Below are 23,441 nucleotides of genomic sequence, written 5' to 3'. Positions count from 1 at the left end.
CCCACCACGGTGACCGGCTACAGGACAGACGGTGCGGTATCGACGTTCTTCGGTAAGCGCCCGTCGATCATTTGATACAACGCACTCTCCTCAGGCCAATTTCGCATGAAGCGCGCGCGATCCCGGGCGTAGGCCGGCGCGAAGCTGGCCTGGGTGCGGTGTTGGCACATGGAATCCAGATCGATGAGCATCCAGCGATCATCCTGCCAGAGCAGATTGTGCCCCTTGAGATCACCGTGACTGATGCGTTCGCGTATCAGATCGGCAAACAACCGATCCAGCGCCAGCAACTCTGCCTCAGGAACGTCACCGTTTTCGACGTAAGGGACCAGGCGCTCGATGATATCCGGGCCTGATAGGTGCTCGGTCACCAGGTAGGCGCCGCGGCGCAGCCACAAGAAACGCTTCTCCAGCAAGGCCAGCGGCTTGGGCGTGGCGATGCCGAGGAAAGTCAATCGATGGGCTTCGCGCCAGGCGTGCCAGGCACGGCTCGGGCGCCAGAAACGCTTGAGCCAGTGGGCCAGACTCTTGATGTTGTAGCGCTTGATCAACAGGGAGCGCCCGCTCACTTCGACCTTGCCAACGCTTGCCGACCCGCCGGTCTTGTAGTAGTGGCCTTGGTCAAGCAGGGCATCAGCCTGCTCCAGCACAGGGGCCATGAACGCCTCTTCATCACGACGAATCGCCCGCAGACCGAACGGACCACGCTGAACGCTGAACAGACTGCACTCACGTCCAACTTTCTTCAGAAAGTCATTCAGGCGCCAGGCATGCACCTTGTCGATCTGTTTTTGCAGCGCCTCCATGGGCAGCGCGTGCTCGGCGTTTCCAAGCAGGTAATGCACCAGCAACTCTTCGTTGAACGGTTCGATGGACTTGGGGAGCTGAGCAAAAAACACACCCAGGTTCTCCAGCACTTTTTGCCGGGACAACGGCTGCCCCGGAGTCTCGGCGCGAATGCCGGCACCATCGATCAGATAGAGCTTGCCTTCATGACGCAGCAGATTGTCCAGGTGCAGGTCTTCCTGCCAAAGGCCTTTGCTGTGAAGTTGCGCAATCGCCCCCAAGGCCTCGGCCAGCACCGCCGATTGTTCACCTGCCAGCAATGGCATGTGCTCGACCTGCTTCCAGGCATCGCCCAGGCTCTCGGCGCCTTGCAGCAACTCGAACAACAGCCAGCCGCCCTCACCATCCTTCAGGCCGTCAGCCAATAACAATGGCGTCGTCAACCCCTGCTCCGCCAGCAGTTGGACGCCTTGCAGCTCTCGCTGGAAATGCCGGGGCGCCTTGCTGCCTACCAACAACTTGGCCAACACCGGCCGGCCACGCCAGACGCCAGCACCGACGTAACGCTGCCCTGGCAGCACGCGCAACAATGAAAGCAGCTGCAATTGCGCAGAACCAGCTGCATCCGCCAGTTCCAAGCTCAAGGGCAGGGTGGGGCTACGGCCGGCACCCTTCAATTCGGATAAGCGCATCAACGAACCTCCTTGTGGCTGCGCCGGGCAGTCAGCCGAGCCATCCATTTATCCACCACCGCACTGTGGGGAGATTGCTCCAGATAGGCGGAAAGCATCTGACGCACGTCGTCGTCATTCCAGGCACGGGCACGCCGCAACAGGGGCTCCAGGTCCTTGACCCGATCCCGCTGCCCGAATAATAACGGCCGGGTCTTTTCGAGATCGATGAACTTCGCTTGGTAGCCGCCCGCAGTGGCTTTTAGAAAGATGTGCTTGGGATAAAAACAGCCATGCACCTGACGCACACCATGCAGGCGCTGCGCCAGATGACCACACACATGCAAGATGGCGGTACGCTGGCCCGCCGCCAGGGTCGGCCAGCGCCCAAGCAGTGAGTCCAAGTCATCCCAGCCGTCCAGCGCACGGGTCAATAGAATCGCGCGTACTTCGCCGTTCACCTTGCGCTGACCATAGAACACAGCCTGCAAAGCCGGTACGCCCAGTTGGCGATACCGGCTGATATTGCGAAACTCCCTGGAAAAACTGGGCTCGCCAAAAGGGTGCGATAGGGTCCGGGTCAGGTAATTGCTTTGGCGCTTGAGGTAATAACCCTGCCCCTCGAGCTCCAGCCTGTACACGCTGCTCCAGCCATCGCCAAGTGTATTGGGCTCATCTACCGCGTCCAACTTGCATGCCCAGAGACTTTCGAAACTGTCCAGGCCATGGCGCTCCAGCAAAGCCCGGTCTTCTGCGGCCAGGAAATCAGTCATTCACGCCCCTCGAAAAATCTGACTACATGACGGATGCGCTTCTTGTCGCACGCGTCAAGACGGGCACGCTGGCGGTACTGCAGATAAAAACGCAGGCGCTGGGTAGCCGACAAATGATACTTGGCCACCTTGTCCAGGCAGGCGAGGTCCTTGGTGATACGGTACCTGAGCCAGAAGCCACGCCAGAAATCGCCATTCGGACAGTCGATAAGAAACAGCCTCGACCGGTCATCGACCAGCAGATTGCGCCATTTCAAGTCATTATGGGTAAAGCGGTTCTCGTGCATGATCCGGGTATAGCTGGCCAATTGGCGACTCACCTCGTCGACCCAAACCCGATTCGCCAACCTTGGATCTTTGCGCTTGGCCAAGGCGGACAGGTCTTCGGTGCGAGGCAGCTCGCGAGTGATCATGGCACCGCGGGCATAGGTTGCGCCACGCCGCTCAAGCCCCCAGGCAACGACTTCGGCGGTGGGTATGCCCCATTTGGCAAAGCGCTTGAGATTTTGCCATTCAGCCTTAACCCTTGGCTTGCCCAAATACCGTCGCAATCCCTTGCCAGCCCCACTGTAGCGCTTGACGTAGTAATACACCCCATTGCGCTGTACCCGGATCACCTCTGACAGCGGATCCCTTGTCAGATGCTCCCCCTGGAGAGCAAACACCGCGTCGAGACTACCGAAGTCTTCCGCCAGCCCAGCGTAGGACGGCTCCAATACCCAACCTGACATCAGAGCGCGCCCCCGTAACGCACCTTGCGAGCATAAAGTCTGTCGGCCTTCCCCTCGAGCCAGCTCAGCAAGGCAGCTTGCTCTGCCAGGATCTGGCGCAACGGCTGTTGAAAATAGCCCTTGAGGAAACGCAGCTTGTCGCGGCGAGTCAGGCCAATGTCCATTATTGAAAAATACAGTGCCGCCAAGTCCTTGTTACGCCAGCGACTGGGCAGTGTTTCCCGGACCTGTGCACGGTGCAGATCGATCACCGAAAGCTTGAAATCCCCGGGCGTGACCGGCTTGTCCGTATGCAGCAGGAAATGGCAGATGTAGCAGTCGCGATGGTTGACCCCAGCGCGGTGCATCATCCCAGTCATGCGCGCCACTTCAGCGATCAGCGCTCGCTTGAGCTTGGGCTCTGGCGGCTGCTTGACCCAGTCGATGCTGAAGTCTTCAAGGCTGATGGTCGGCGCCAGTTCTTCGGTGACGATGAACGAGTGCTGGTCGGCCGGGTTGCTGCCCTTCTCGCCATAAGCGACGGCCGTCATGGTCGGCACGCCGACTTCCTGCAAGCGCTGGATGGCTTTCCACTCCTGGCCCGCGCCGAGTACTGGCAGCTTGGCGGTCAGCAGGTTCTTGAAGATCTCGCCCCAACCGATCCCGCGGTGGATCTTCACGAAAAAACCGCGACCGTCCACCTCCGTGCGCAACGTGCGCCGGGCTTCCAGTTCGCGGTAGACCTCGCCCTTGAGCGCCTCGACTTCGACGAACGCATCGCGTCCGGCCCAAAGGCTCTTGAACGGTTCGGCCAGCATCAATTTCATTAAGCGTGCTCCGCCAATATCACATCGGCCGCGTGCTGCGGCATGCTGTAGAGGTCGGCCGTCTCGGCGAAGGCCAGACCGTTGCGGCTCCAGGCCGCCCGAGCGTCGGCGTCATTCAACATGCGGCCCAGGTAGTCGGTGAGCTGCGCGTGTTCGAACGGCTCGTCCAGCACCAGGCCACTGTCGGCCTCGGCGATGTAATGGGCGTACCCACACACCGCGCTGACCAGCACCGGCAACCCGGCGACCAGCGCTTCAAGCAGGACGGTGCCGGTGTTTTCGTTGTACGCCGGATGGATCAACAGGTCGGCGCCCAGCAGGAATCGCGGGATGTCACTGCGCCCCTTGAGGAACCGCACGTTATCGCCCAGCCCCAGGGCTGCACTCTGTAATTGGAATACTTTGGGGTCGTCCTGGCCGATTACAAACAGCCGGGTGCGTTTTCTCAGTTCGGCAGGCAGCGCGGCCAGGGCCTTGAGGCTGCGGTCGACGCCCTTGGTCTTGAACCCGGAACCGATCTGCACCAGCAGCAGGTCGTCGTCGGCCAGCTCGAACTCGGCGCGGAACGCGGCGCGGATCTCGTCAGCGTCGGCAGGCCGGCGGCGGTCCTGGGCGATGCCCGGCGGCAGCAGGTGAAAGCGCTCCAGCGGCGTGCCGTAGTGCTTGATGAACAGCGGCTGCTGGACTTCGGAGATCATCAGGACTTCGGTCTTGGCGTCCTTGGCGAACACGGAGCGCTCGTACTCGGCGAAATGCCGGTAGCGGCCCCAGCGCCGGTACAGCGAATTGCGCAGGTTCTGCGCCTTGTCTTCGAAGCAACCGTCGGCGGCGTAGTACACGTCCAGGCCTGGCATTTTGTTGAAGCCGATCAACCGATCCACCGGACGCTTGGCCAGGTCGGCCTCCATCCACGCGCTGAGCTTCTCGTTGCGGCGGTGATTGAACAGCGCCTTGACCGGCGCCACCAGCACTTCGAAGCCGGGCGGCACGTCACCTTCCCAGATCAGCGTGTAGACGCGGATCTGGTGACCGCGCCGCTGGCATTCCAAGGCGATGCGCATGAAGTCACGCTGCAGGCCGCCGAAGGGGAAATATTTGTAAAGGACAAAAGCCAATTGCATCAGCGCGGCTCCTCAGCCAATAACGTGCTCAGGTGGCTGGCAACACGCTCGGGGTTCAGTCGCGTGAAGCACAGGGGCTGCTCGCGTTTCAGGTCAAACCGCCGGGCATCCTCGGCGGTTGGCGGGTAAGTGCATTGTTTCTGCATGCAGGGCGCGCAAGGGAAATCACTGGCGAGGTGAACCTGGCCCTTGCCATAGGCGCCGGTCAGCACCGGATTGGTCGGGCCAAGCAGTGAAATGGTTGGCACGTCCAAGGCTGCGGCCAAGTGACCGAGCCCGGTATCCACGGCCACGCAAGCCTGGGCGCCGGCGAGCACCTTGCCCATGCCGCCCAGGTTCAGTTTCGGCAGCACCAGGGCGTTACGAAGCCCACTGGCGATACGCTCGGCCCGGGCCTTCTCGGCTGGATTACCCCATGGCAGTTTTACTACCACGCCGAACTGCCCCATGCGCTCGGTGAGCTGGCGCCAGTAAAGTTCGGGCCAATGCTTGGATTCCCAAGTCGTGCCATGGAGGAAGACCACGTAAGGGTATGGGCGTGGCAGCTCCACGAGCCGGTCGATGTCCAGACCATAGCTGCCCTGGGTTTGCGGCAAGTCATAGCCCAGCGCCAAGGCGAACAATTGACGCACACGCTCCACCGCATGCTGACCACGGGCCACCGCCAGGCGCCGCGAATAAAAGCGCGCCGCAAGGGGCTCACGCGCCGAATCCTTATCCAGGCCAGCCACCGGAGCCTTGACGTAGCGGGTCAGCCAGGCGCTTTTCAGCAAGCCCTGGGCATCGATCACCAAGTCATATTTTTCGGCGCGCATGCTCTGCTTGAAGCGTCGCCATTCTCCGCTCTTGATGGTTTGCCAGACATTCTTGCGCCAGCGGCGGATCGCCACCGGAATGACCTTGCCCACAGCCGGGTGCCAGGTCGGGATTTCGGCAAAGCCTTCTTCCACCACCCAATCGAACTTGATGCCCGGAATCGCCCGCACCGCATCGGTCAGCGCCGGCAACGTATGGACCACGTCTCCCAGCGACGAGGTCTTGATCAACAATACCCGCAAGTTACCGGACCTCCACGGGAGTGCCCTGCAACCGCTCCAAGGCCTCGTTTACCGACGGTGGCATGAGCTGGCGCAGGCAGTTGTAATGGCCGAAGCGGCAGGTGCGGTCGAAGCACGGACTGCATTCGATGCCCAGGCGCACGACCTCGACCTTATCAGCCAATGGCGGGGTAAAGCCCGGCGAAGTGGAGCCGTAGACCGCCACCAACGGACGGTTCAGCGCCGCGGCGACGTGCATCAGCCCGGAGTCGTTGGACACCACCGAATCGGCGCAGGACAGCAGATCGATGGCCTCGGCCAGGGACGTGTCGCCGCTGAGATTGACCGACTCTTCCCGCAGGCCCGGAATCAGCCGCGAACGGATGTCTTCTCCCACCGGGTGATCGTTTTTCGAGCCGAACAGCCACACTTGCCAGCCTTCACGAATCTTTGCCTCGGCAACCTGGGCGTAATGCTCCGCCGGCCAGCGCTTGGACTCACCGAACTCAGCGCCCGGGCACAAGGCCAATACCGGGCGATCCAGGCTCAAGCCGAATTTGGCCAGGGCCGCTTCGCGCGTTACCGGGTCGATCTGCAGGCTCGGTCGCGGATAAGGCTTGGGCAACTCGGCGCCCGGCTCATAGGCCAGGGCCATGAAGCGCTCGATCATCAATGGATAGCGATCCTTGTCGAGCGTGCGCACGTCATTGAGCAGGCCGTAGCGAAACTCGCCGCGCCAGCCGGTGCGCTTGGGGATGCCGGCAAAGAACGGCACCAGCGCCGACTTCAACGAATTGGGCAACAGGATGGCCTGGTCGTACTGGCCGACCAGGGATTTGCCGATACGCCGGCGGGTCGCCAGCTCCAGCACGCCATGGCCGAGCGGGAAGCTCAAAGCCTTGCGCACTTCGGGCATGCGCTCAAGGATCGGCCGGCTCCATTCCGGGGCCAGGACATCGATTTCGCACTGTGGATGTCGCAGCTTGAGACATTGAAACAATGTCTGCGCCATCACCATGTCACCGACCCAACTGGGCCCAACGATCAGAATATTCATGTGCTTTCCAAAAACGATACGGGGAGGCCTACGCCTCCCCGCCTCGAGAATCACTGTGGCTTAGGTCGTTACCTGTGGCCCTAATCTACAACACACCGTCAATCAACTGTGGCACCGGGCTTGCTCGCGAAGAGGCCGGCCCATCCGACACCAATGTCGCCTGACACTCCGCCTTCGCGAGCAGGCTCGCTCCCACAGTCATTCACTATCAACTCAGTCCCAACTCCCGCCAGATTCGCATCACCTGCCGACGCTCATCCACGAACTGGTCGCCTGCGATGACCCCGGCGTCTTTCTGCAAGGCCTGGCGGTGGGCGGCGGAGCGGTAGGCCTTGTAGGCCTCGCGCAACAGGGTGGCATCCTCGGCGGGCATCAACCCGACCTCCTGCAATCCGTCCAGGATGCGGATGTTATCGGTGTAGCGCACCAGCGACGGGTACGCCTCGGACCACGCCAGGGCCGCGTATTGCACCATAAATTCAATATCGACGATACCTCCGGCATCCTGCTTGAGGTCAAAGGGCGCCGTGGCTTCGAAGGCATTCGGCGCGGTCCCGGCGGCGGTGGCCTTGCTGCCGAGGTTGTCGCGCATCTTGGCGCGCATCTCGCTGACCTCCTGGCGCAGCGTCGGCAAGTCACGTGTGCGCCCCAGCACCTTGGCGCGGACTTTTTCGAACGCCTGGCCGACGTCCTGGCTGCCCACCAGCACCCGGGCACGAACCAGTGCCTGATGTTCCCATGTCCAGGCTTCGTTTTCCTGGTAACGGTCAAACGCCCCCAAGGAACTGACCAGCAACCCCGACGCCCCGGACGGTCGCAGGCGCATGTCCACTTCGTATAACTGCCCGGAGTTGGTCTGGGCGGTCAGCAGGTGAATGATCCGCTGGCCCAGCCGGGTGAAGAATTGCGCGCCGTCGATGGGTTTCGGGCCGTCGGTTTCGGCTTGCGGGTCGCCATCGTGGATGAACACCAGGTCCAGGTCGGAACCATGCCCCAACTCCAGGCCGCCGACTTTCCCATAACCGACAATAATGAAACCCGGATCGCACAGGCTGCCATCAGTGCGCAAGGGTACGCCATGCTTGGCGACAGTCTGGCGCCAGGCCAGGGCCAGCACCTGTTCGAGAATTGCCTCGGCAAGCCAGGTCAGGTAATCGCTGACCTTCATCAAGGGCAGGCTGCCGGCGATTTCCGAGGCGGCAACGCGCAAGCGGTGGGCCAGCTTGAAATGCCGCAAGGCCTCCATCTGTTGCTCAAGATCATCTTCGGGAATGCGTGTCAGGCGTTCGCGTAACTCCGCTGCCAGCTCAGGCGCCAGCGGAGGCTTGAACAAGCGGCCTTCATTAAGCAGCTCATCGAGCAACAGCGGGAAACGGGTGATTTGCTCGGCAATCCACGGACTCGCCGCGCACAGCGTCAGCAAACGCCGCAACGCGCCCGGGTTTTCAGTCAGCAGCACCAGATAAGCTGAACGGCGCGCCACGGCTTCCACCAATGGCAATACGCGCTCGAGCACCAGGTCCGGGTCCTCGTGCTCCACTGCCTGGGCCAGCAGGCGCGGAATGAACGCATCCAGGCGCTCGCGCCCGAGGCGCTGCATGGCGCGCAATTGCGGGCTGGCCCGCAGGGCAGCCAAGGCCTTGAGCGCTTTGGACGCATCGGTAAAACCGCCCTCCTGCAATTGGCGGCACGCCACCTCCTCATCCTGGCGGTCCTCCCACAGGGGCAACCATTCGCCACCCACCGAGACTTCGCTTTCACTACCCTCTTCTTCATCCGGATCAGCGATGACCTGGCCGAAATGCCACGCCACGCGCCCTCGCCAGTACATCAACTGTTCATGGAACGCCGGCCAATCGGCGAAGCCCAGCATCAACGCAATGCGCGCCTGATCCTGGGCATTGTCCGGCAACATCTGGGTCTGGCGATCGGCAATGGCCTGGATCGCATGCTCGGTATAACGCAGGAATTCATAACCCTGGCGCAGCTCGTCGATCACCTTGGACGGCAGGTAGCCTTGGCCTTCCAAGGTGCCGAGCACCTTCAACAAGGGTCGTTGCTGCAAGCTCAAGTCGCGTCCACCGTGGATGAGCTGAAACGCCTGGGCAATGAATTCCACCTCGCGGATGCCGCCCGAGCCCAGCTTGATGTTGTCGGCCATGCCCTTGCGCCGCACCTCCTGCTGGATCAGTTGCTTCATGGTGCGCAGCGCTTCGATGGCGGAAAAGTCCAGATAACGGCGATAGACGAACGGCCGCAGCATGTCGAGCAGCTGCGCGCCGGCCACCTGATCACCCGCCACCACGCGCGCCTTGATCATCGCGTAGCGCTCCCAGTCGCGCCCCTGGTCCTGGTAATACTGCTCCAGGGCATTGAAGCTCAGCACCAGCGCACCGGCCGAGCCGTAAGGGCGCAGGCGCATATCGACACGGAACACAAAGCCGTCGACGGTCATCGGGTCGAGGGCCTTGATCAGGCGCTGGCCGACGCGGATGAAAAACTCCTGGTTATCCAGCGGCCGCTTCGCGCCGACGGTTTCGCCACCTTCGGGATAGGCGAAGATCAGGTCGATGTCCGATGACAGGTTCAATTCAACGGCGCCCAGCTTGCCCATGCCCAGGATGACCATCTGCTGCGGCTCGCCGCTGCGCCGACCGGTGGGCGTGCCGAATTGCTGGCTGAGGCGCTGGTATAACCATTGGTAAGCCTGGTCGATGCAGGTATCGGCCATGTCCGACAGGTCGCGGCAGGTCTGGACGAGGTCGGCCTGGCGGGTCAGGTCGCGCCAGATGATTCGCACTTGCTGGCGGGTGCGCTGGCGACGCAGGACGCGACCCAGCTCGTCCTCGGTCTCGGCGGCCTGCACGGCCGCACCGATCTGCGCGCGCATTTCACCCTGGGCCAGGCTTCGGTCCAACTCGCCGCTACGCACCAGTTCCAACAGCATCGAAGGGTCTCGTACACTTTGCTCGATGACAAAGTCACTGGCGGCGACGACGCGGTTGAACTCGGCCCAACGCTGCGGCGTCCAGGCAGACAGTCCATGGTCGTCACCGAGGGAGGCGACCGCCGCGCGGAACGACTGCTCGGCCCGACTGACCAATGACTGGAGAATCGCCGGTATTTCGGCAAGCGAGGGCAGGCTCATGGTCTATCCTTGATCGGCGCGGGAAAGGCTGGATGTAGTGTTTTTTGAAATGACACTACCTGATCGACTGTCGAACAAAGATGATAAATAGCTGATTTTCTGATTTTATTGGCAGCCCGCATCAATTTTTTACCTGTTCGAGTTGGCAAATGACCAACAGTAACGATTATTCTCACAACGAAACGAGGGGCCATCAGCCGCTCATGTGTAGTTTTACTACTCGTCTATACATTCGAAAGGCTGAAACGGCCGACGATTTGTAGTAAAACTACACGCCGCCGAAACAACCTTCGGCAATCCAAGAATTTATATCGTCTGCCCACAAGGCCAGTCGCAAACTCAGGCAACCGATTCTGGTAGCCTTTCCGCCCTGGAGCAAGCCATGCAAGACCTCGATCCCGTCGAAACCCAGGAATGGCTGGACGCCCTGGAATCGGTTCTCGACAAAGAAGGCGAAGACCGTGCTCATTATCTGATGACCCGTATGGGTGAACTCGCAACCCGCAGCGGTTCGCAACTGCCCTACGCCATCACCACGCCGTACCGCAACACGATTCCCGTTACCCACGAAGCACGCATGCCTGGCGACCTGTTCATGGAACGCCGCATTCGCTCGCTGGTGCGCTGGAACGCGTTGGCCATGGTCATGCGTACCAACCTGAAAGATTCCGACCTGGGCGGTCACATCTCCAGCTTCGCCTCCAGCGCGACGCTGTATGACATCGGCTTCAACTACTTCTTCCAGGCTCCGACCGACGAACACGGCGGCGACCTGATCTACTTCCAGGGTCACGCATCGCCAGGCGTCTACGCCCGTGCGTTCATGGAAGGCCGTATCACCGAAGACCAGATGAACAACTTCCGCCAGGAAGTGGACGGCAACGGCCTGTCCTCGTACCCGCACCCTTGGCTGATGCCTGACTTCTGGCAGTTCCCGACTGTTTCCATGGGCCTGGGCCCGATCCAGGCGATCTACCAGGCACGCTTCATGAAGTACCTGGAAGCCCGTGGCTTCATCCAGCCAGGCAAGCAGAAAGTCTGGTGCTTCATGGGCGACGGCGAGTGCGACGAGCCTGAATCCCTGGGCGCGATCTCGCTGGCAGGCCGCGAAAAGCTGGATAACCTGATCTTCGTCATCAACTGCAACCTGCAGCGCCTCGACGGCCCGGTTCGCGGCAACGCCAAGATCATCCAGGAACTTGAAGGCGTGTTCCGTGGCGCCCAGTGGAACGTCAACAAAGTCATCTGGGGCCGTTTCTGGGACCCACTGCTGGCCAAGGACGTCGACGGCATCCTGCAGCGTCGCATGGACGAAGTCATCGACGGCGAATACCAGAACTACAAGGCCAAGGACGGCGCGTTCGTCCGTGAGCACTTCTTCAACTCGCCTGAACTCAAGGCGATGGTTGCCGATCTGTCCGACGACGAGATCTGGAAACTCAACCGTGGTGGCCACGACCCGTACAAGGTCTACGCGGCGTACCACCAGGCGGTCAATCACAAAGAGCAACCGACTGTCATCCTGGCCAAGACCATCAAGGGTTATGGCACCGGTGCCGGTGAAGCGAAGAACACCGCGCACAACACCAAGAAGGTCGATGTCGAGAGCCTGAAGCTGTTCCGCGACCGCTTCGACATTCCGGTCAAGGACAGCGAGATCGAAAACCTGCCGTTCTTCAAACCCGAAGAAGGCAGCGCCGAAGCCCGCTACCTGGCCGAGCGCCGTGCCGCATTGGGCGGTTTCGTGCCACAGCGCCGCGCCAAGAGCTTCAGCATTCCGACTCCGCCACTCGATACCCTCAAGGCCATCCTGGACGGCTCGGGCGACCGTGAAATTTCCACCACCATGGCCTTCGTGCGGATCCTCGCGCAACTGGTCAAGGACAAGGAAATCGGCTCGCGCATCGTTCCGATCATCCCGGACGAAGCCCGTACCTTCGGTATGGAAGGCATGTTCCGCCAGCTGGGCATCTACTCGTCCGTCGGCCAGCTCTACGAGCCAGTCGATAAAGACCAGGTGATGTTCTACAAGGAAGACAAGAAGGGCCAGATCCTCGAAGAAGGCATCAACGAAGCGGGCGCCATGAGCTCCTTCATCGCCGCCGGTACTTCGTACTCCAGCCACAACCAGCCGATGCTGCCGTTCTACATCTTCTACTCGATGTTCGGCTTCCAGCGTATCGGTGACCTGGCCTGGGCCGCCGGCGACAGCCGTACCCGTGGCTTCCTGATCGGCGGCACCGCCGGCCGCACCACCCTCAACGGTGAAGGCCTGCAGCACGAAGATGGCCACAGCCACATGCTGGCCGGTACCATCCCGAACTGCCGCACCTATGATCCGACCTACGGCTACGAGCTGGCGGTGATCATCCAGGACGGCATGAAGAAGATGACCGAAGAGCAACAGGACGTCTTCTACTACATCACCGTGATGAACGAGTCCTACCAGCAGCCAGCCATGCCGGCCGGCGTGGAAGCAGGCATCGTCAAGGGCATGTACCTGCTCGAGGAAGACACCCGCGAAGCGGCGCACCACGTCCAACTGATGGGCTCCGGCACCATCCTGCGCGAAGTGCGTGAAGCGGCGAAGATCCTGCGTGAAGAGTTCAACGTCGGCGCCGACGTCTGGAGTGTCACCAGCTTCAACGAACTGCGTCGTGACGGCCTGGCCGTGGAGCGCAGCAACCGCCTGCATCCTGGCCAGAAGCCAAAGCTGAGCTACGTCGAAGAGTGCCTGAACGGCCGCAAAGGTCCGGTCATCGCCTCCACCGACTACATGAAGCTGTTCGCCGAGCAGATCCGCCAGTGGGTTCCTTCCAAGGAATTCAAAGTGCTGGGCACCGACGGTTTTGGCCGTAGCGACAGCCGCAAGAAGCTGCGTCACTTCTTCGAAGTCGACCGTAAGTTCGTTGTGTTGGCAGCCCTGGAAGCCCTGGCTGACCGTGGCGATATCGAACCTAAAGTGGTGGCCGAAGCCATCGTCAAGTTCGGCATCGATCCGGAAAAACGCAACCCACTGGACTGCTGAGGAGAATTTTCGTGAGCGAACTCATTCGCGTACCTGACATCGGCAGCGGTGAAGGTGAAGTAATTGAACTGTTTGTGAAGGTCGGCGACCGTATCGAAGCCGACCAGAGCATCCTGACGCTTGAATCGGACAAGGCCAGCATGGAAGTGCCTGCGCCGAAGGCCGGTGTCATCAAGAGCCTGAAAGTGAAGCTGGGCGATCGCCTGAAAGAAGGCGACGAGCTGCTGGAGCTGGAAGTCGAGGGCGCCGCTGCGGCGCCTGAAGCGGCTGCCCCTGCGGCTGCCCCGGCAGCGGCTGAAAAGCCTGCCGCCGCGCCGGCTGCCGAAGCGGCTCCCGGAACGGCTCCCGCGCCTGCTGCCGCACCTGCAGCAGCCACAGTCCAGGACATTCATGTTCCGGACATCGGTTCGTCGGGCAAGGCCAAGATCATCGAAGTACTGGTCAAGGCCGGCGACACCGTCGAAGCCGACCAGTCGCTGATCACCCTGGAATCCGACAAGGCCAGCATGGAAATCCCTTCGCCGGCCGCCGGCGTGGTGGAAAGCGTCGAGATCAAGCTGGAAGACGAAGTCGGTACCGGCGACCTGATCCTGAAGCTCAAGGTCGCTGGCGCTGCGGCACCTGCCGCACCCGCCCCGGCCGCTGCGCCAGCCGCCAAGGCTGAAGCCGCTCCAGCACCCGCCGCCGCGCCTGCCGCAAAGACCGAGGCAGCTCCAGCCCCAGTCGCCGCGCCTGCGCCTAGCGGTGCCAAGGTGCACGCTGGCCCAGCGGTGCGTCAGTTGGCCCGTGAATTCGGCGTCGAACTGTCCGCCGTCGGCCCAAGCGGCCCTCACGGCCGCGTGCTGAAGGAAGACGTGCAGGCCTACGTCAAGGCGATGATGCAGAAGGCCAAGAACGCCCCGGCCGAAGGCGCCACCGGCGGCGCGGGTATCCCGCCGATCCCGGCGGTAGACTTCAGCCGCTTCGGCGAAACCGAAGAAGTGGCCATGACTCGCCTGATGCAGATCGGCGCGTCGAGCCTGCACCGCAGCTGGCTGAACATCCCGCACGTGACTCAGTTCGACCAGGCTGACATCACCGAGCTGGAAGCTTTCCGCGTCGCGCAGAAAGCCGTGGCGGAAAAGGCCGGCGTGAAACTGACCGTGCTGCCATTGCTGCTCAAGGCCTGCGCACACCTGCTCAAGGAACTGCCGGACTTCAACAGCTCCCTGGCCCCAAGCGGCAAGGCTGTGATCCGCAAGAAATACGTGCACATCGGCTTTGCAGTCGACACCCCGGAAGGCCTGCTGGTACCGGTCATCCGCAACGTCGACCAGAAGAGCCTGCTGCAACTGGCTGGCGAAGCCGCTGCCCTGGCCGAAAAGGCCCGGAACAAAAAGCTCACCGCCGACGACATGCAGGGCGCCTGTTTCACCATCTCCAGCCTCGGCCACATTGGCGGCACCGGCTTCACGCCGATCGTCAACGCGCCGGAAGTGGCGATCCTGGGTGTTTCCAAGGCCACCATCCAGCCAGTCTGGGACGGTAAAGCCTTCCAGCCGAAGCTGATGCTGCCACTGTCGCTGTCCTACGATCACCGTGTGATCAACGGCGCCGCCGCTGCACGCTTCACCAAGCGCTTGAGCGACCTGCTGGGCGACATCCGCACCATCCTGCTGTAACACGAGCGGCCCTCCTCGCGGAGGGCCACTCGACCGCTGTTTTCCGAGCGCCACGCTCGTACCTCAACCCCGCCCATTTGGCGGGGCTTTTTTTGCACGGGCTAAAACCGTTATTAATTGACGGATTTTCCTACCGCCTCCAGCAAAAAAAACTACCTGCCCTGTTAGTCATTACCCACAACGACCGTCCCCTCCCCCTGCGATATTTATTGCCACCCCGGCTTTAGCATGTCGTTGGCGCGCCCTGACTTACAGCGCCAACAACAACCTATAACTTCGAATGGATTCGAACATGTTAAAGCCCACTGTTGGCCCTATTGTCGGCCACACGACAACCGATCATGCCCGTATATTCCTACGAGGTGACGGCAACACAGACAATCCGTTATTTGCCGGGATTCGCCACAGGCGAAAAGGCGATACGGCATGGTCCAAGGGACAATTCATCCGACTGGTTTCCTACCGCGACCTAGCCGGCGTCATCGTATTGAAAGGCCTCGAGCCCGACACGACCTATGAATACCAGGCCGGTTGGAAAAGCACCCTGAGCCCGGCGCATACCCCCGAAACCATCCTGGAACTTCCGCTGCAGTGGCCGAAGGAGATTTATCAACTGCGCACTCCTTCCAGCTTGCCCGACGTTCCGCGCAGCTACATCGTCGGCTCGTGTCGATACCTGCGGATTACCGCCGGCATCCCGGCGAAGCCGGAACACGGAGATCGCACTTTCGCCGGCATCAACCGAATCGTCGAGCAGGCCGACCCACCCATCAGTGCGGTATTGATGACAGGCGACCAAGTGTATCTCGATGATTTGAATATCATTGCGCCTGACCGTACCCACCCTGACATTCTGTTTAAATACCGCACTGCTTTTTCCCAGCCTCATATTAAAAAGCTGATGTCCAGCATTCCGACTTACATGATGCTCGACGATCACGAAATAGAGGACAACTGGCCCGCTAAAAAAACAAACAGAGATGAAACCCTATATTCAAACGCCCTTGATACTTACGAGCTCTATCAAGCCAGTCACAGCCCGGCCGGTGAACTGCTGGATGACGGCACGTTAAGCCAGCCACTCACCCACTACTGGTACACGTTTGCCCATGGCGATATCGGATGGTTCATTACAGACAGCCGGACTCGACGCAACCTGTCGGCAACCGACCGGCGCATCCTGGATGAAGAGCAGGAACAATCACTGCTCAACTGGCTGATCAACAGCCCCGCCCGGGTTAAATTTGTCGTGACCAGTGTCCTGCTCTACCCCGACCGCCGCTTCAATGGCGGGGATGCCTGGCAGGCATTTCCCGAACAGCGCCTGCGGTTGGTTGAAGCTATTCGCAACCATCGAATCAAGAACGTGATTTTCGTGTCCGGTGACGTACACGGCTCCCTGACCAGCCTGCTGGCTCATAACCAGGATCCTGACTTCCAGGTCCACACCATCGTTTCGTCGCCGTTTTGCAACAGCAAGCTGCTGCCCTACGCCAAGACTTCGACTTTTATTTTCGGCAAGCCCATGGCTCGGACGCCCAGCGGGGAGTATCAATACGAACTGACCAGCAAGGTGATCAGCCAGGATAATTTCGCTCATCTGAAAGTCACGGCCCAGAGCGTCCAGGTGACGTTTCGTGATCGTGACGGTGACCCATTGGAGGTCGTCGAAATACCGTTGCGCTGACCTGCAATAGCCCTGGGAATGCCTCTGATCGGTTGGCAATTGGAGAAATCCCTTTGTCGGCCGATAAAAGGTTTATAGCACTTGGCCTTCATGTCTCTTGTCAGCCAGTGCCGCAATGATGCAACCTTGCGGCAATCCGTAATAACGAGGGCGTCAGCCCGGCGCGATCAGCATTTTCGAAGCGAGTTTCCCCATGAAAAGCCAACCCGATGCCGCCAGCCGTATGGCGGCCGAGGTAGTAACGCAGTTACCGGTGCCCTCGCGGCTCGGTATGCTGCGTTTCGAGCGGCTGAATGAAGCAAGCTGGGCGCTGCTGTTTCTCGATCCCAACTGCGAACGTTACTTCGGCTTGCCAGCCGTTGAGCTTTGTTCGCTGGTCAGTTCTCCTTACGCCAGCCTGATGGAACCTGAGGCACGCTATCAGTTGCATGACGCGATCCAGCAGCAGTTGGCCCAGGCATCCCACTATCTGATCCGCTACACGTTGCACACCGCCAAGGGGCCGATGAACCTGTTGGAGACCGGTGAAGCCTACAGGCAGCACAACCGTCATCTGCTGCGCGGTTATTTGCTTGTGGTCGACGACCTGCTGCAGGACGGGCCCTCCATGCCGGCCGTAGACCTGGAAACCCAGAACTCCAGGCTGCAGATCGCCCTGGAGCTCAATCAGCGCGCCCAACAGGAGCAGCTTCAGCATCTGGACCGGGTCCGCGCCCAGCAAGACTTGATCCTGCTATTGACCCGCCAGCGCTACAGCGCCAACAACTCTCTGCAAGAGGCGGCCGAACTGATTACCCGCAGCGCCTGTGACATCTATCAGATCGATTGCGCGAGCATCTGGAACCTGGAAGACGGCAAGCTGATGCCGATCTCGGCCTATAACCGCGCCTCCCAGGGATACTTCCTGCCGGACGTGATCAACGCCAACGATTTCCCGAACTACATGGAAGCGTTGCAGACCTGCCGCGCCATCGACGCCCATAACGCGATGCGCGACCCGCGCACGCGAGAAATGGCCGAGAACCTGCGAGCCCGGGATGTCAACGCCATACTCGACGCCAGCATCCGTATCGATGGACAGGTCGTCGGGGTGCTCTGCCTGGAGCAAGTCGGCGCGACCCGCGCCTGGCAGTCGGACGAAATTGCCTTCGCCGGCGAGTTGGCGGACCAGTTCGCCCAGGTCATCAACAACCACAACCGCCGCACCGCCACCAGCGCCTTGCACCTGTTCCAGCGGGCCGTGGAGCAGAGCGCCAATGCGTTCCTGCTGGTCAATTGCGACGGTGTGGTGGAATACGTCAACCCAAGCTTCACCGCGATCACCCAGTACACCACAGAGGAAGTCCACGGCCAGCGCCTCTCGGAACTGCCGGCCCTCGAAAACCTCAGTGAACTGCTGTTCGACGCGCCCTCGGCCCTGGCCCAGAGCAACAGTTGGCAGGGCGAGTTCAAGAGCCGGCGCAAGAACCTCGAACCTTACTGGGGCCAGTTGTCGATTTCCAAGGTCTACGGCGACAACCGTGAACTGACCCACTACATCGGCATCTACGAAGACATCACCCAGACCAAACTGGCCCAGCAGCGCATCGAGCGCCTGGCCTACACTGACAACCTGACCAACCTGGGCAACCGTCCGGCATTTATCCGCAACCTGGATGAACGCTTCGCGCGGGACAGCGATTCGCCCATCAGCCTGCTGCTGGTGGACATCGACAACTTCAAGCGCATCAACGACAGCCTCGGCCACCAGACCGGCGACAAGTTGCTGATCAGCCTGGCCCGACGCCTGCGCAACAGCCTGAGCCCCAGCGGCAGCCTGGCGCGCTTCGCCAGTAACGAATTTGCCGTGCTGCTGGACGACACCGACCTTGAAACCGGCCAACAGATCGCCAGCCAGCTGCTGATGACGCTCGACAAACCGATGTTCGTCGATAACCAGCTGATCAGCGTAACGGGCTCCGTGGGCCTGGCCTGCGCACCTTTGCATGGGCGCGACCCGCAGACGCTGATGCGCAACGCCGGCCTCGCCTTGCATAAGGCCAAGGCCAACGGCAAGCATCAGGTCCAAGTGTTCACCGAGGCACTGAATGCCGAGGCCAGCTACAAGCTGTTCGTTGAGAACAACCTGCGGCGCGCCTTGACCCAGAACGAACTGGACGTGTTCTACCAGCCCAAGCTGTGCCTGCGCAGCGGCCGCCTGCTGGGCATGGAAGCGCTGCTGCGCTGGAACCATCCGGAAAAAGGCATGATCCGTCCAGACCAGTTCATCAGCGTGGCCGAGGAAACCGGCCTGATCATCCCCATCGGCAAATGGATCGCCCGCCAGGCCTGCCGGATGAGCAAACAGCTGACCGCCGCCGGCCTGGGCAACCTGCAAGTGGCGATCAACTTGTCGCCCAAGCAGTTTTCCGATCCTGATCTGGTGGCCTCGATCGCCAGCATCCTCAAGGAAGAACAACTGCCCGCGCGATTGCTGGAACTGGAGTTGACCGAAGGCTTGCTGCTCGAAGCCACCGAAGACACCCACTTGCAGCTCGACCAGCTCAAGCGCCTGGGCCTGACCCTGGCCATGGATGACTTCGGCACCGGTTATTCGTCCCTGAGCTACCTGAAGAAATTCCCGATCGACATCATCAAGATCGATCGCAGCTTCATCCATGAAATCCCGGACAACCAGGACGACATGGAAATCACCTCCGCGGTGATCGCCATGGCCCACAACTTGAAGCTCAAGGTCGTGGCCGAAGGCATCGAGACCGCGCAGCAGCTCGCCTTCCTGCGACGCCACCGCTGCGATGTCGGCCAAGGCTACCTCTTCGACCGGCCGATCCCCGGCGCGGAACTCATCGAGAAGCTCAAGCGCTACCCGCGCGGCCCCCTGGTCTGACAACCGCTTATAGCTTGCAGCGGCTTTTCTGAGGCACACTGACGGTCTATTTCGCTCAATTTCAATCTGACTGAGAGGACTGATGATGGTCTTGCGCTCGGAAATCCTGGTGAACAAAAACGTGCTTCCTACTCCCGATCAAGCTCTCCCTGGCCGTGAAACTCCAATGGCCGTGCCGGAAAAACATTTCGTCCACGACGCGCCCCTGCTGGGCCCGTTTGCCATGGACGTGGACTTCGCCATCTTCGGCCTCGGTTGCTTCTGGGGCGCAGAGCGCAAGTTCTGGCAGCGCGAGGGCGTGGTCAGTACCGCGGTGGGTTATGCCGGTGGTTTCACGCCGAACCCGACGTATGAAGAAGTCTGCTCGGGCCTGACCGGCCACAGCGAAGTGGTGCTGGTGGTCTACGAGCCGGCAAAGGTCAGCTACGAGCAGCTTCTGAAAATGTTCTGGGAACTGCACAACCCTACCCAGGGCATGCGCCAGGGAAATGACATTGGCACCCAGTATCGCTCGGTGATCTATTGCACCACGCCCGAGCAACTGGAAGCGGCGAAGAAGAGCAAGGAAGTGTTCCAGGCTGAGCTGGACAAGGCCGGTAAAGGCGAAATCACCACTGAAATCGACGAAGCGCCGACGTTCTACTTTGCCGAGGCCTATCACCAGCAATACCTGGCGAAAAACCCTGAAGGGTATTGCGGGATTGGCGGCACGGGTGTGACTTGCCCGATCTGACTGTCCGGCGCTGAAAAACTTCGCGAGCAGGCTCGCTCCCACAGTGGATCGTATCTACAGCTCGGTCGAATGGGGGAGCGAGCCTGCTCGGGAAGGCACCGTTCCAGGCGCCATCAATCAGCTTTCGGCAATCAACCAATCCATCTGCCACCCGCCCTGGGTCTGCCCAAGCTTCTTGGACAACCACGGCAGCAACTCACGCAATTCTTCCTCAAGCCCCCATGGCGGGTTGGCAATGGCCAGGCCTGAGCCGTTCAGGCTGTTGGGCGTGGCCAACGGGTGCACCAACAACTCCACCCGCAACAACTTCGGCGCGCCCGTGCCGGCCAGGTCCTGGTAGAAACGACGCAGCATCCGCTGGTCTTTCACTGGATACCAAATCGCTGCCACCGTCTGGCGCATCCGGCTAACGGCTTCCTTGAGCGACGCGGCGCAACGCTGCATCTCGTCCAACTGCTCGAACGGTGGATCGATCAACATCAGCCCACGCTTCTCTGCCACGGGCAACAATGCACGGGGCACATGCCAGCCTTCGCCCAGATGCACCGCCACGCGACGATCGCCCTTCATGTTGTCCTTGAGCAGCACGCCGTCCTCCGGATGCTTCTCGTTGAGCAACACCCGATCCTGCGACCGGGTCAGGCGCCGCGCAAGCTCCGGTGAGCCCGGGTAATAGCGCAACTGGCCGTCCGGGTTCATCTCGTGCAGCACCTTCATGTAGTCAGCGGTCAGCGGCGGCAGGTCGTCCTGATCCCATAACCGCGCGATGCCTTCCAGGTATTCACCGGTGCGATTGGCCTGGTCGCCCTGCAAATCGTAAAGCCCGATGCCCGCGTGGGTATCGAGGTAGGCGAAGGGCTGCTCCTTGCGCGACATCAAGGCGATGAGGCGAGTCAAGGTCAGGTGTTTGAACACATCGGCGTGATTGCCGGCGTGGAAGGCGTGGCGATAATTCATGGCGGCTCCTGCGAAGGGCGACGAGTTTACCTTGAAGCGCGCCCAACGTCAGGCGCTGGCGGTCGAGCGGATGTACAGCGCACCCAGCCCCAGAACACTGGACCTATCCTCCAAGCGCTGCCAACGACACACCACAGGCGCCATCCTTGCAGCGCTCGCATTCCTCACAGAACGGCGCCGGGCTTTTCAGGCTGCGCATTTGTGCCAAGGACAGCACTGGCGCCAGCGCAGCGGCAAGTTTGTCCGGGCCGCCCGCCGCAACGGGCTCGGCGCCCATCGCCACCATCGCTGCGCCGCCCACCTGGATCGGCACGCTACTGAAGATGCCGCCCGGCCCGATGTTGATCCAATGCCCGCCCGCCTGAATGGTCGCGCTGGCGCCCCCCTCCAGCACGACCTGCTGGCCGGCGTTGACATGAAACTTCCCTGTGGCGCTGAGGGCCTGATTGGCAACGCGGATATGCCGATCCCCCGTCACCGTCAGATGATCGTCCTGGCGGACTTCAACCTGGCGTCGACCATCGGTGATGCGCTGCTCGCCACCTTTAAGTTCATGCCGCGACAGACCGGTGACGACGATGCTGCGCTCATGATCGACCTGCACGCGCTGGTCATGCAGCACGTGCTGGGTCCAGTTGCGCTGCGCCCGCAGGTAGATTTCTTCGGCACCCTTGCGGTCTTCGATGCGCAATTCGTTGTAGCCACCGCCACCGGGGCTGCTCTGGCTGCGCAGGATGCTGCGGGTCTTGTCCGCCGGCAGGTCGAGGGGCACCGGGTTGGCACCGTTCGGTAGGCAGCCCACCACCAACGGCTTATCGACGTCGCCGTCCATGAACCCGACGAGAACCTCCATGCCGACCCGAGGGATCATCACACTGCCGTAGCGATCATGGGCCCAGCCGGTGGCAACGCGCAGCCAGCAGCTGGAATGCTCGTTACCCTCACCATCGCGATCCCAGACCAGTTGCACCTTGACCCGTCCGAACTCATCGCAATGAATTTCGCTGTCCATAGGCCCGGTGACCACCGCTGGCTGGTAGCCATTGATCGACGGCTTTCGGTGTTGCAATGGCGGACGGAAGAAAACGTCCCACGGCGTTGCCAGGAACGTATTGCCGTAGCACTGGAATTCACCAGGGCCGACGGAAGCATTTTCTTCCAGCACTTGCGGCTGGCGGCCGCGGTGCTCGACCTGCGTCAACAGCCAGAGATCATTCCACTGCGTCCGGGGATGCGCCTCGATACGCATGAAATGCCCGCTGGCGAAAGCGCTGTCGTCACTGCTGCCCTCCGCCAGCCGATGGTCCGCGCCGTGGCGCTCAAGGGCACGCCGGACCAGGTGCTTGCCATCGTCACGGTCGGTGAATTGGCCGGGATAATGATAGTCCTCGAGCGAAGCTGGAGCTTGTCCCTCGAGACGGGTTTGCAGCAACAGGCCGGGCTTGCGGAAGTCATAGTCGCGTAACGTCACCGCGGTGGATCGCGTCTGGAGCCGTACCGCCAAGCGCTTGATGCCCGGCTCAGCGGCGGCCATGCCGCTGCCCGGCAGGTACAGCGTCGACTCGGGCAAACGCGCGAACATCGTCTGGTCATCGCCAAACACCAGAAGATGGCCGTCAGGGCTGTGCTGGAAGTGGTAATGGATGCCGACCTCGGCGCATAGCCGCTCGACGAAAGCCAGGTCGCTTTCTCCGTACTGCACGCAATATTCACGTTCGGGATATTGCCCACCCAGATTGAACTGGAAGGCATCGGCCAGGATACCGTGGTCCTTCAAGACAAGGGCCACGATAGCGGGCACGCTCAGATGCTGGAAAATTCGCCGGTTGATGCGATGGCGCAAGTACGCCAGGCGCGGCACGAGGGTGATCTGGTAGCGGGTCAGGCGTTTTCCCGAATCGCCTTGGGCCACGCTGTAGACCTGGCCATGTATTCCGCCGCCGCGATCATCGAAACCAAGGTAGGCCTGGCGATGCAGAAGCTCCTCCAGCACCAGGTCGGGCCGCTCACTGACCAGTTCCACATCAAAGCAAAAGGGTTGGCTGATCGCTTCCTTGCCCTTGAACTCAAGCACCTTGAGATCATCTGGCCCGCTCTCGAACGCCAGCGTGAAGCGTGGTTGGTTGGCAGGCGCGAACATCCTGTGTGCCTCTGCTGAATAAGGATGGGCGATTGTGCATGAGCGCTTCGGAGAATTGACCGGACGGCATGAAAAACAGATTTCCCCTACATCCAATAGGCAAAAAGGCGCAAGGCGTGCTGCATTTTCCGATGGACAATCCTTTAATCGCGATACGGAAAGCCTTCGTACGAAGTAATCAGCGGCTTCTGACAAAGCGAGGGGCCTCGTATCGTGTA

At 61.0% G+C, this 23,441-nt stretch carries 15 protein-coding genes; 5 read left to right on the top strand and 10 right to left on the bottom strand.

The window, feature by feature from the left end:
* Positions 1–17: 17 nt before the first annotated feature.
* From J3P79_RS02645 to glnE, 8 genes are all read right to left on the bottom strand, one after another.
* Positions 18–1,478 carry a lipopolysaccharide kinase InaA family protein gene (locus J3P79_RS02645; RefSeq protein WP_434607933.1) on the bottom strand — a complete coding sequence of 487 codons (1,461 nt, stop codon included), beginning with the start codon at positions 1,476–1,478 and terminating at the stop codon, positions 18–20.
* Positions 1,478–2,230 (bottom strand): lipopolysaccharide kinase InaA family protein, encoded by a 753-nt coding sequence (locus J3P79_RS02640; RefSeq protein ID WP_434607931.1) that lies wholly within the window; start codon positions 2,228–2,230, stop codon positions 1,478–1,480. The genes J3P79_RS02645 and J3P79_RS02640 overlap by 1 nt, the downstream gene beginning before the upstream one ends.
* On the bottom strand, positions 2,227–2,961 hold the full coding sequence (locus J3P79_RS02635; protein WP_434607930.1) for a lipopolysaccharide kinase InaA family protein: 735 nt from the start codon (positions 2,959–2,961) through the stop codon (positions 2,227–2,229). Before J3P79_RS02635 ends, J3P79_RS02640 begins: the two co-directional genes overlap by 4 nt.
* Complete coding sequence (gene rfaP, locus J3P79_RS02630; protein ID WP_434607928.1) at positions 2,961–3,767, bottom strand: lipopolysaccharide core heptose(I) kinase RfaP; 807 nt, start codon at positions 3,765–3,767, stop codon at positions 2,961–2,963. The genes J3P79_RS02635 and rfaP overlap by 1 nt, the downstream gene beginning before the upstream one ends.
* Positions 3,767–4,888 (bottom strand): glycosyltransferase family 4 protein, encoded by a 1,122-nt coding sequence (locus tag J3P79_RS02625; protein ID WP_434607927.1) that lies wholly within the window; start codon positions 4,886–4,888, stop codon positions 3,767–3,769. Before J3P79_RS02625 ends, rfaP begins: the two co-directional genes overlap by 1 nt.
* Positions 4,888–5,946, bottom strand: a complete 1,059-nt coding sequence (waaC, locus tag J3P79_RS02620) for a lipopolysaccharide heptosyltransferase I (protein ID WP_434607925.1) — start codon at positions 5,944–5,946, stop codon at positions 4,888–4,890. Before waaC ends, J3P79_RS02625 begins: the two co-directional genes overlap by 1 nt.
* Before the next feature lies 1 nt (position 5,947).
* Positions 5,948–6,982: a lipopolysaccharide heptosyltransferase II gene (gene waaF / locus J3P79_RS02615; RefSeq protein WP_434607923.1), complete on the bottom strand. Its 1,035-nt coding sequence runs from the start codon at positions 6,980–6,982 to the stop codon at positions 5,948–5,950.
* A gap of 208 nt (positions 6,983–7,190) precedes the next feature.
* Positions 7,191–10,130 (bottom strand): bifunctional [glutamate--ammonia ligase]-adenylyl-L-tyrosine phosphorylase/[glutamate--ammonia-ligase] adenylyltransferase, encoded by a 2,940-nt coding sequence (gene glnE / locus J3P79_RS02610; protein WP_434607921.1) that lies wholly within the window; start codon positions 10,128–10,130, stop codon positions 7,191–7,193.
* Positions 10,131–10,512: 382 nt separating this feature from the next.
* On the opposite strand from glnE, the gene aceE reads away from it, so the two are divergent.
* From aceE to msrA, 5 genes are all read left to right on the top strand, one after another.
* Positions 10,513–13,158 (top strand): pyruvate dehydrogenase (acetyl-transferring), homodimeric type, encoded by a 2,646-nt coding sequence (gene aceE, locus J3P79_RS02605; RefSeq protein WP_434607919.1) that lies wholly within the window; start codon positions 10,513–10,515, stop codon positions 13,156–13,158.
* Between the two features lie 11 nt (positions 13,159–13,169).
* Positions 13,170–14,819: a dihydrolipoyllysine-residue acetyltransferase gene (gene aceF / locus J3P79_RS02600; RefSeq protein ID WP_434607917.1), complete on the top strand. Its 1,650-nt coding sequence runs from the start codon at positions 13,170–13,172 to the stop codon at positions 14,817–14,819.
* Between the two features lie 292 nt (positions 14,820–15,111).
* A complete protein-coding gene (locus J3P79_RS02595; protein WP_434607915.1) occupies positions 15,112–16,506 on the top strand; it encodes an alkaline phosphatase D family protein in 1,395 nt (464 codons plus the stop codon).
* Positions 16,507–16,699: 193 nt separating this feature from the next.
* Positions 16,700–19,393: a putative bifunctional diguanylate cyclase/phosphodiesterase gene (locus J3P79_RS02590; protein ID WP_434607914.1), complete on the top strand. Its 2,694-nt coding sequence runs from the start codon at positions 16,700–16,702 to the stop codon at positions 19,391–19,393.
* Positions 19,394–19,478: 85 nt separating this feature from the next.
* On the top strand, positions 19,479–20,126 hold the full coding sequence (gene msrA, locus J3P79_RS02585) for a peptide-methionine (S)-S-oxide reductase MsrA (RefSeq protein WP_434611330.1): 648 nt from the start codon (positions 19,479–19,481) through the stop codon (positions 20,124–20,126).
* A gap of 117 nt (positions 20,127–20,243) precedes the next feature.
* On the opposite strand, the gene J3P79_RS02580 is transcribed toward msrA, so the two are convergent.
* Both J3P79_RS02580 and J3P79_RS02575 read right to left on the bottom strand, forming a co-directional pair.
* The gene (locus J3P79_RS02580; protein ID WP_434607912.1) at positions 20,244–21,083 is read right to left on the bottom strand and encodes a 23S rRNA (adenine(2030)-N(6))-methyltransferase RlmJ; all 840 of its coding nucleotides are present in this window, start codon (positions 21,081–21,083) and stop codon (positions 20,244–20,246) included.
* A 103-nt stretch (positions 21,084–21,186) separates the two neighbouring features.
* Positions 21,187–23,223 (bottom strand): type VI secretion system tip protein VgrG, encoded by a 2,037-nt coding sequence (locus tag J3P79_RS02575; RefSeq protein WP_434607910.1) that lies wholly within the window; start codon positions 23,221–23,223, stop codon positions 21,187–21,189.
* Between the last annotated feature and the right edge of the window lie 218 nt (positions 23,224–23,441).

The organism is Pseudomonas sp. R1-7 (assembly GCF_051132105.1).
GTDB lineage: Bacteria > Pseudomonadota > Gammaproteobacteria > Pseudomonadales > Pseudomonadaceae > Aquipseudomonas.
Note: the sequence above shows the minus strand (reverse complement) of the source record. Positions and strands in the feature narration are given on the sequence as shown.

What these genes read in the sequence shown, in the direction of transcription:
- J3P79_RS02645 (WP_434607933.1), bottom strand. Translation starts at nt 1,478, where the DNA reads ATGCGCTTATCCGAATTGAAGGGTGCCGGCCGTAGCCCCACCCTGCCC.
- J3P79_RS02640 (WP_434607931.1), bottom strand. Translation starts at nt 2,230, where the DNA reads ATGACTGATTTCCTGGCCGCAGAAGACCGGGCTTTGCTGGAGCGCCAT.
- J3P79_RS02635 (WP_434607930.1), bottom strand. Translation starts at nt 2,961, where the DNA reads ATGTCAGGTTGGGTATTGGAGCCGTCCTACGCTGGGCTGGCGGAAGAC.
- rfaP (WP_434607928.1), bottom strand. Translation starts at nt 3,767, where the DNA reads ATGAAATTGATGCTGGCCGAACCGTTCAAGAGCCTTTGGGCCGGACGC.
- J3P79_RS02625 (WP_434607927.1), bottom strand. Translation starts at nt 4,888, where the DNA reads ATGCAATTGGCTTTTGTCCTTTACAAATATTTCCCCTTCGGCGGCCTG.
- waaF (WP_434607923.1), bottom strand. Translation starts at nt 6,982, where the DNA reads ATGAATATTCTGATCGTTGGGCCCAGTTGGGTCGGTGACATGGTGATG.
- glnE (WP_434607921.1), bottom strand. Translation starts at nt 10,130, where the DNA reads ATGAGCCTGCCCTCGCTTGCCGAAATACCGGCGATTCTCCAGTCATTG.
- aceE (WP_434607919.1), top strand. Translation starts at nt 10,513, where the DNA reads ATGCAAGACCTCGATCCCGTCGAAACCCAGGAATGGCTGGACGCCCTG.
- J3P79_RS02595 (WP_434607915.1), top strand. Translation starts at nt 15,112, where the DNA reads ATGTTAAAGCCCACTGTTGGCCCTATTGTCGGCCACACGACAACCGAT.
- J3P79_RS02590 (WP_434607914.1), top strand. Translation starts at nt 16,700, where the DNA reads ATGAAAAGCCAACCCGATGCCGCCAGCCGTATGGCGGCCGAGGTAGTA.
- msrA (WP_434611330.1), top strand. Translation starts at nt 19,479, where the DNA reads ATGGTCTTGCGCTCGGAAATCCTGGTGAACAAAAACGTGCTTCCTACT.
- J3P79_RS02580 (WP_434607912.1), bottom strand. Translation starts at nt 21,083, where the DNA reads ATGAATTATCGCCACGCCTTCCACGCCGGCAATCACGCCGATGTGTTC.
- J3P79_RS02575 (WP_434607910.1), bottom strand. Translation starts at nt 23,223, where the DNA reads ATGTTCGCGCCTGCCAACCAACCACGCTTCACGCTGGCGTTCGAGAGC.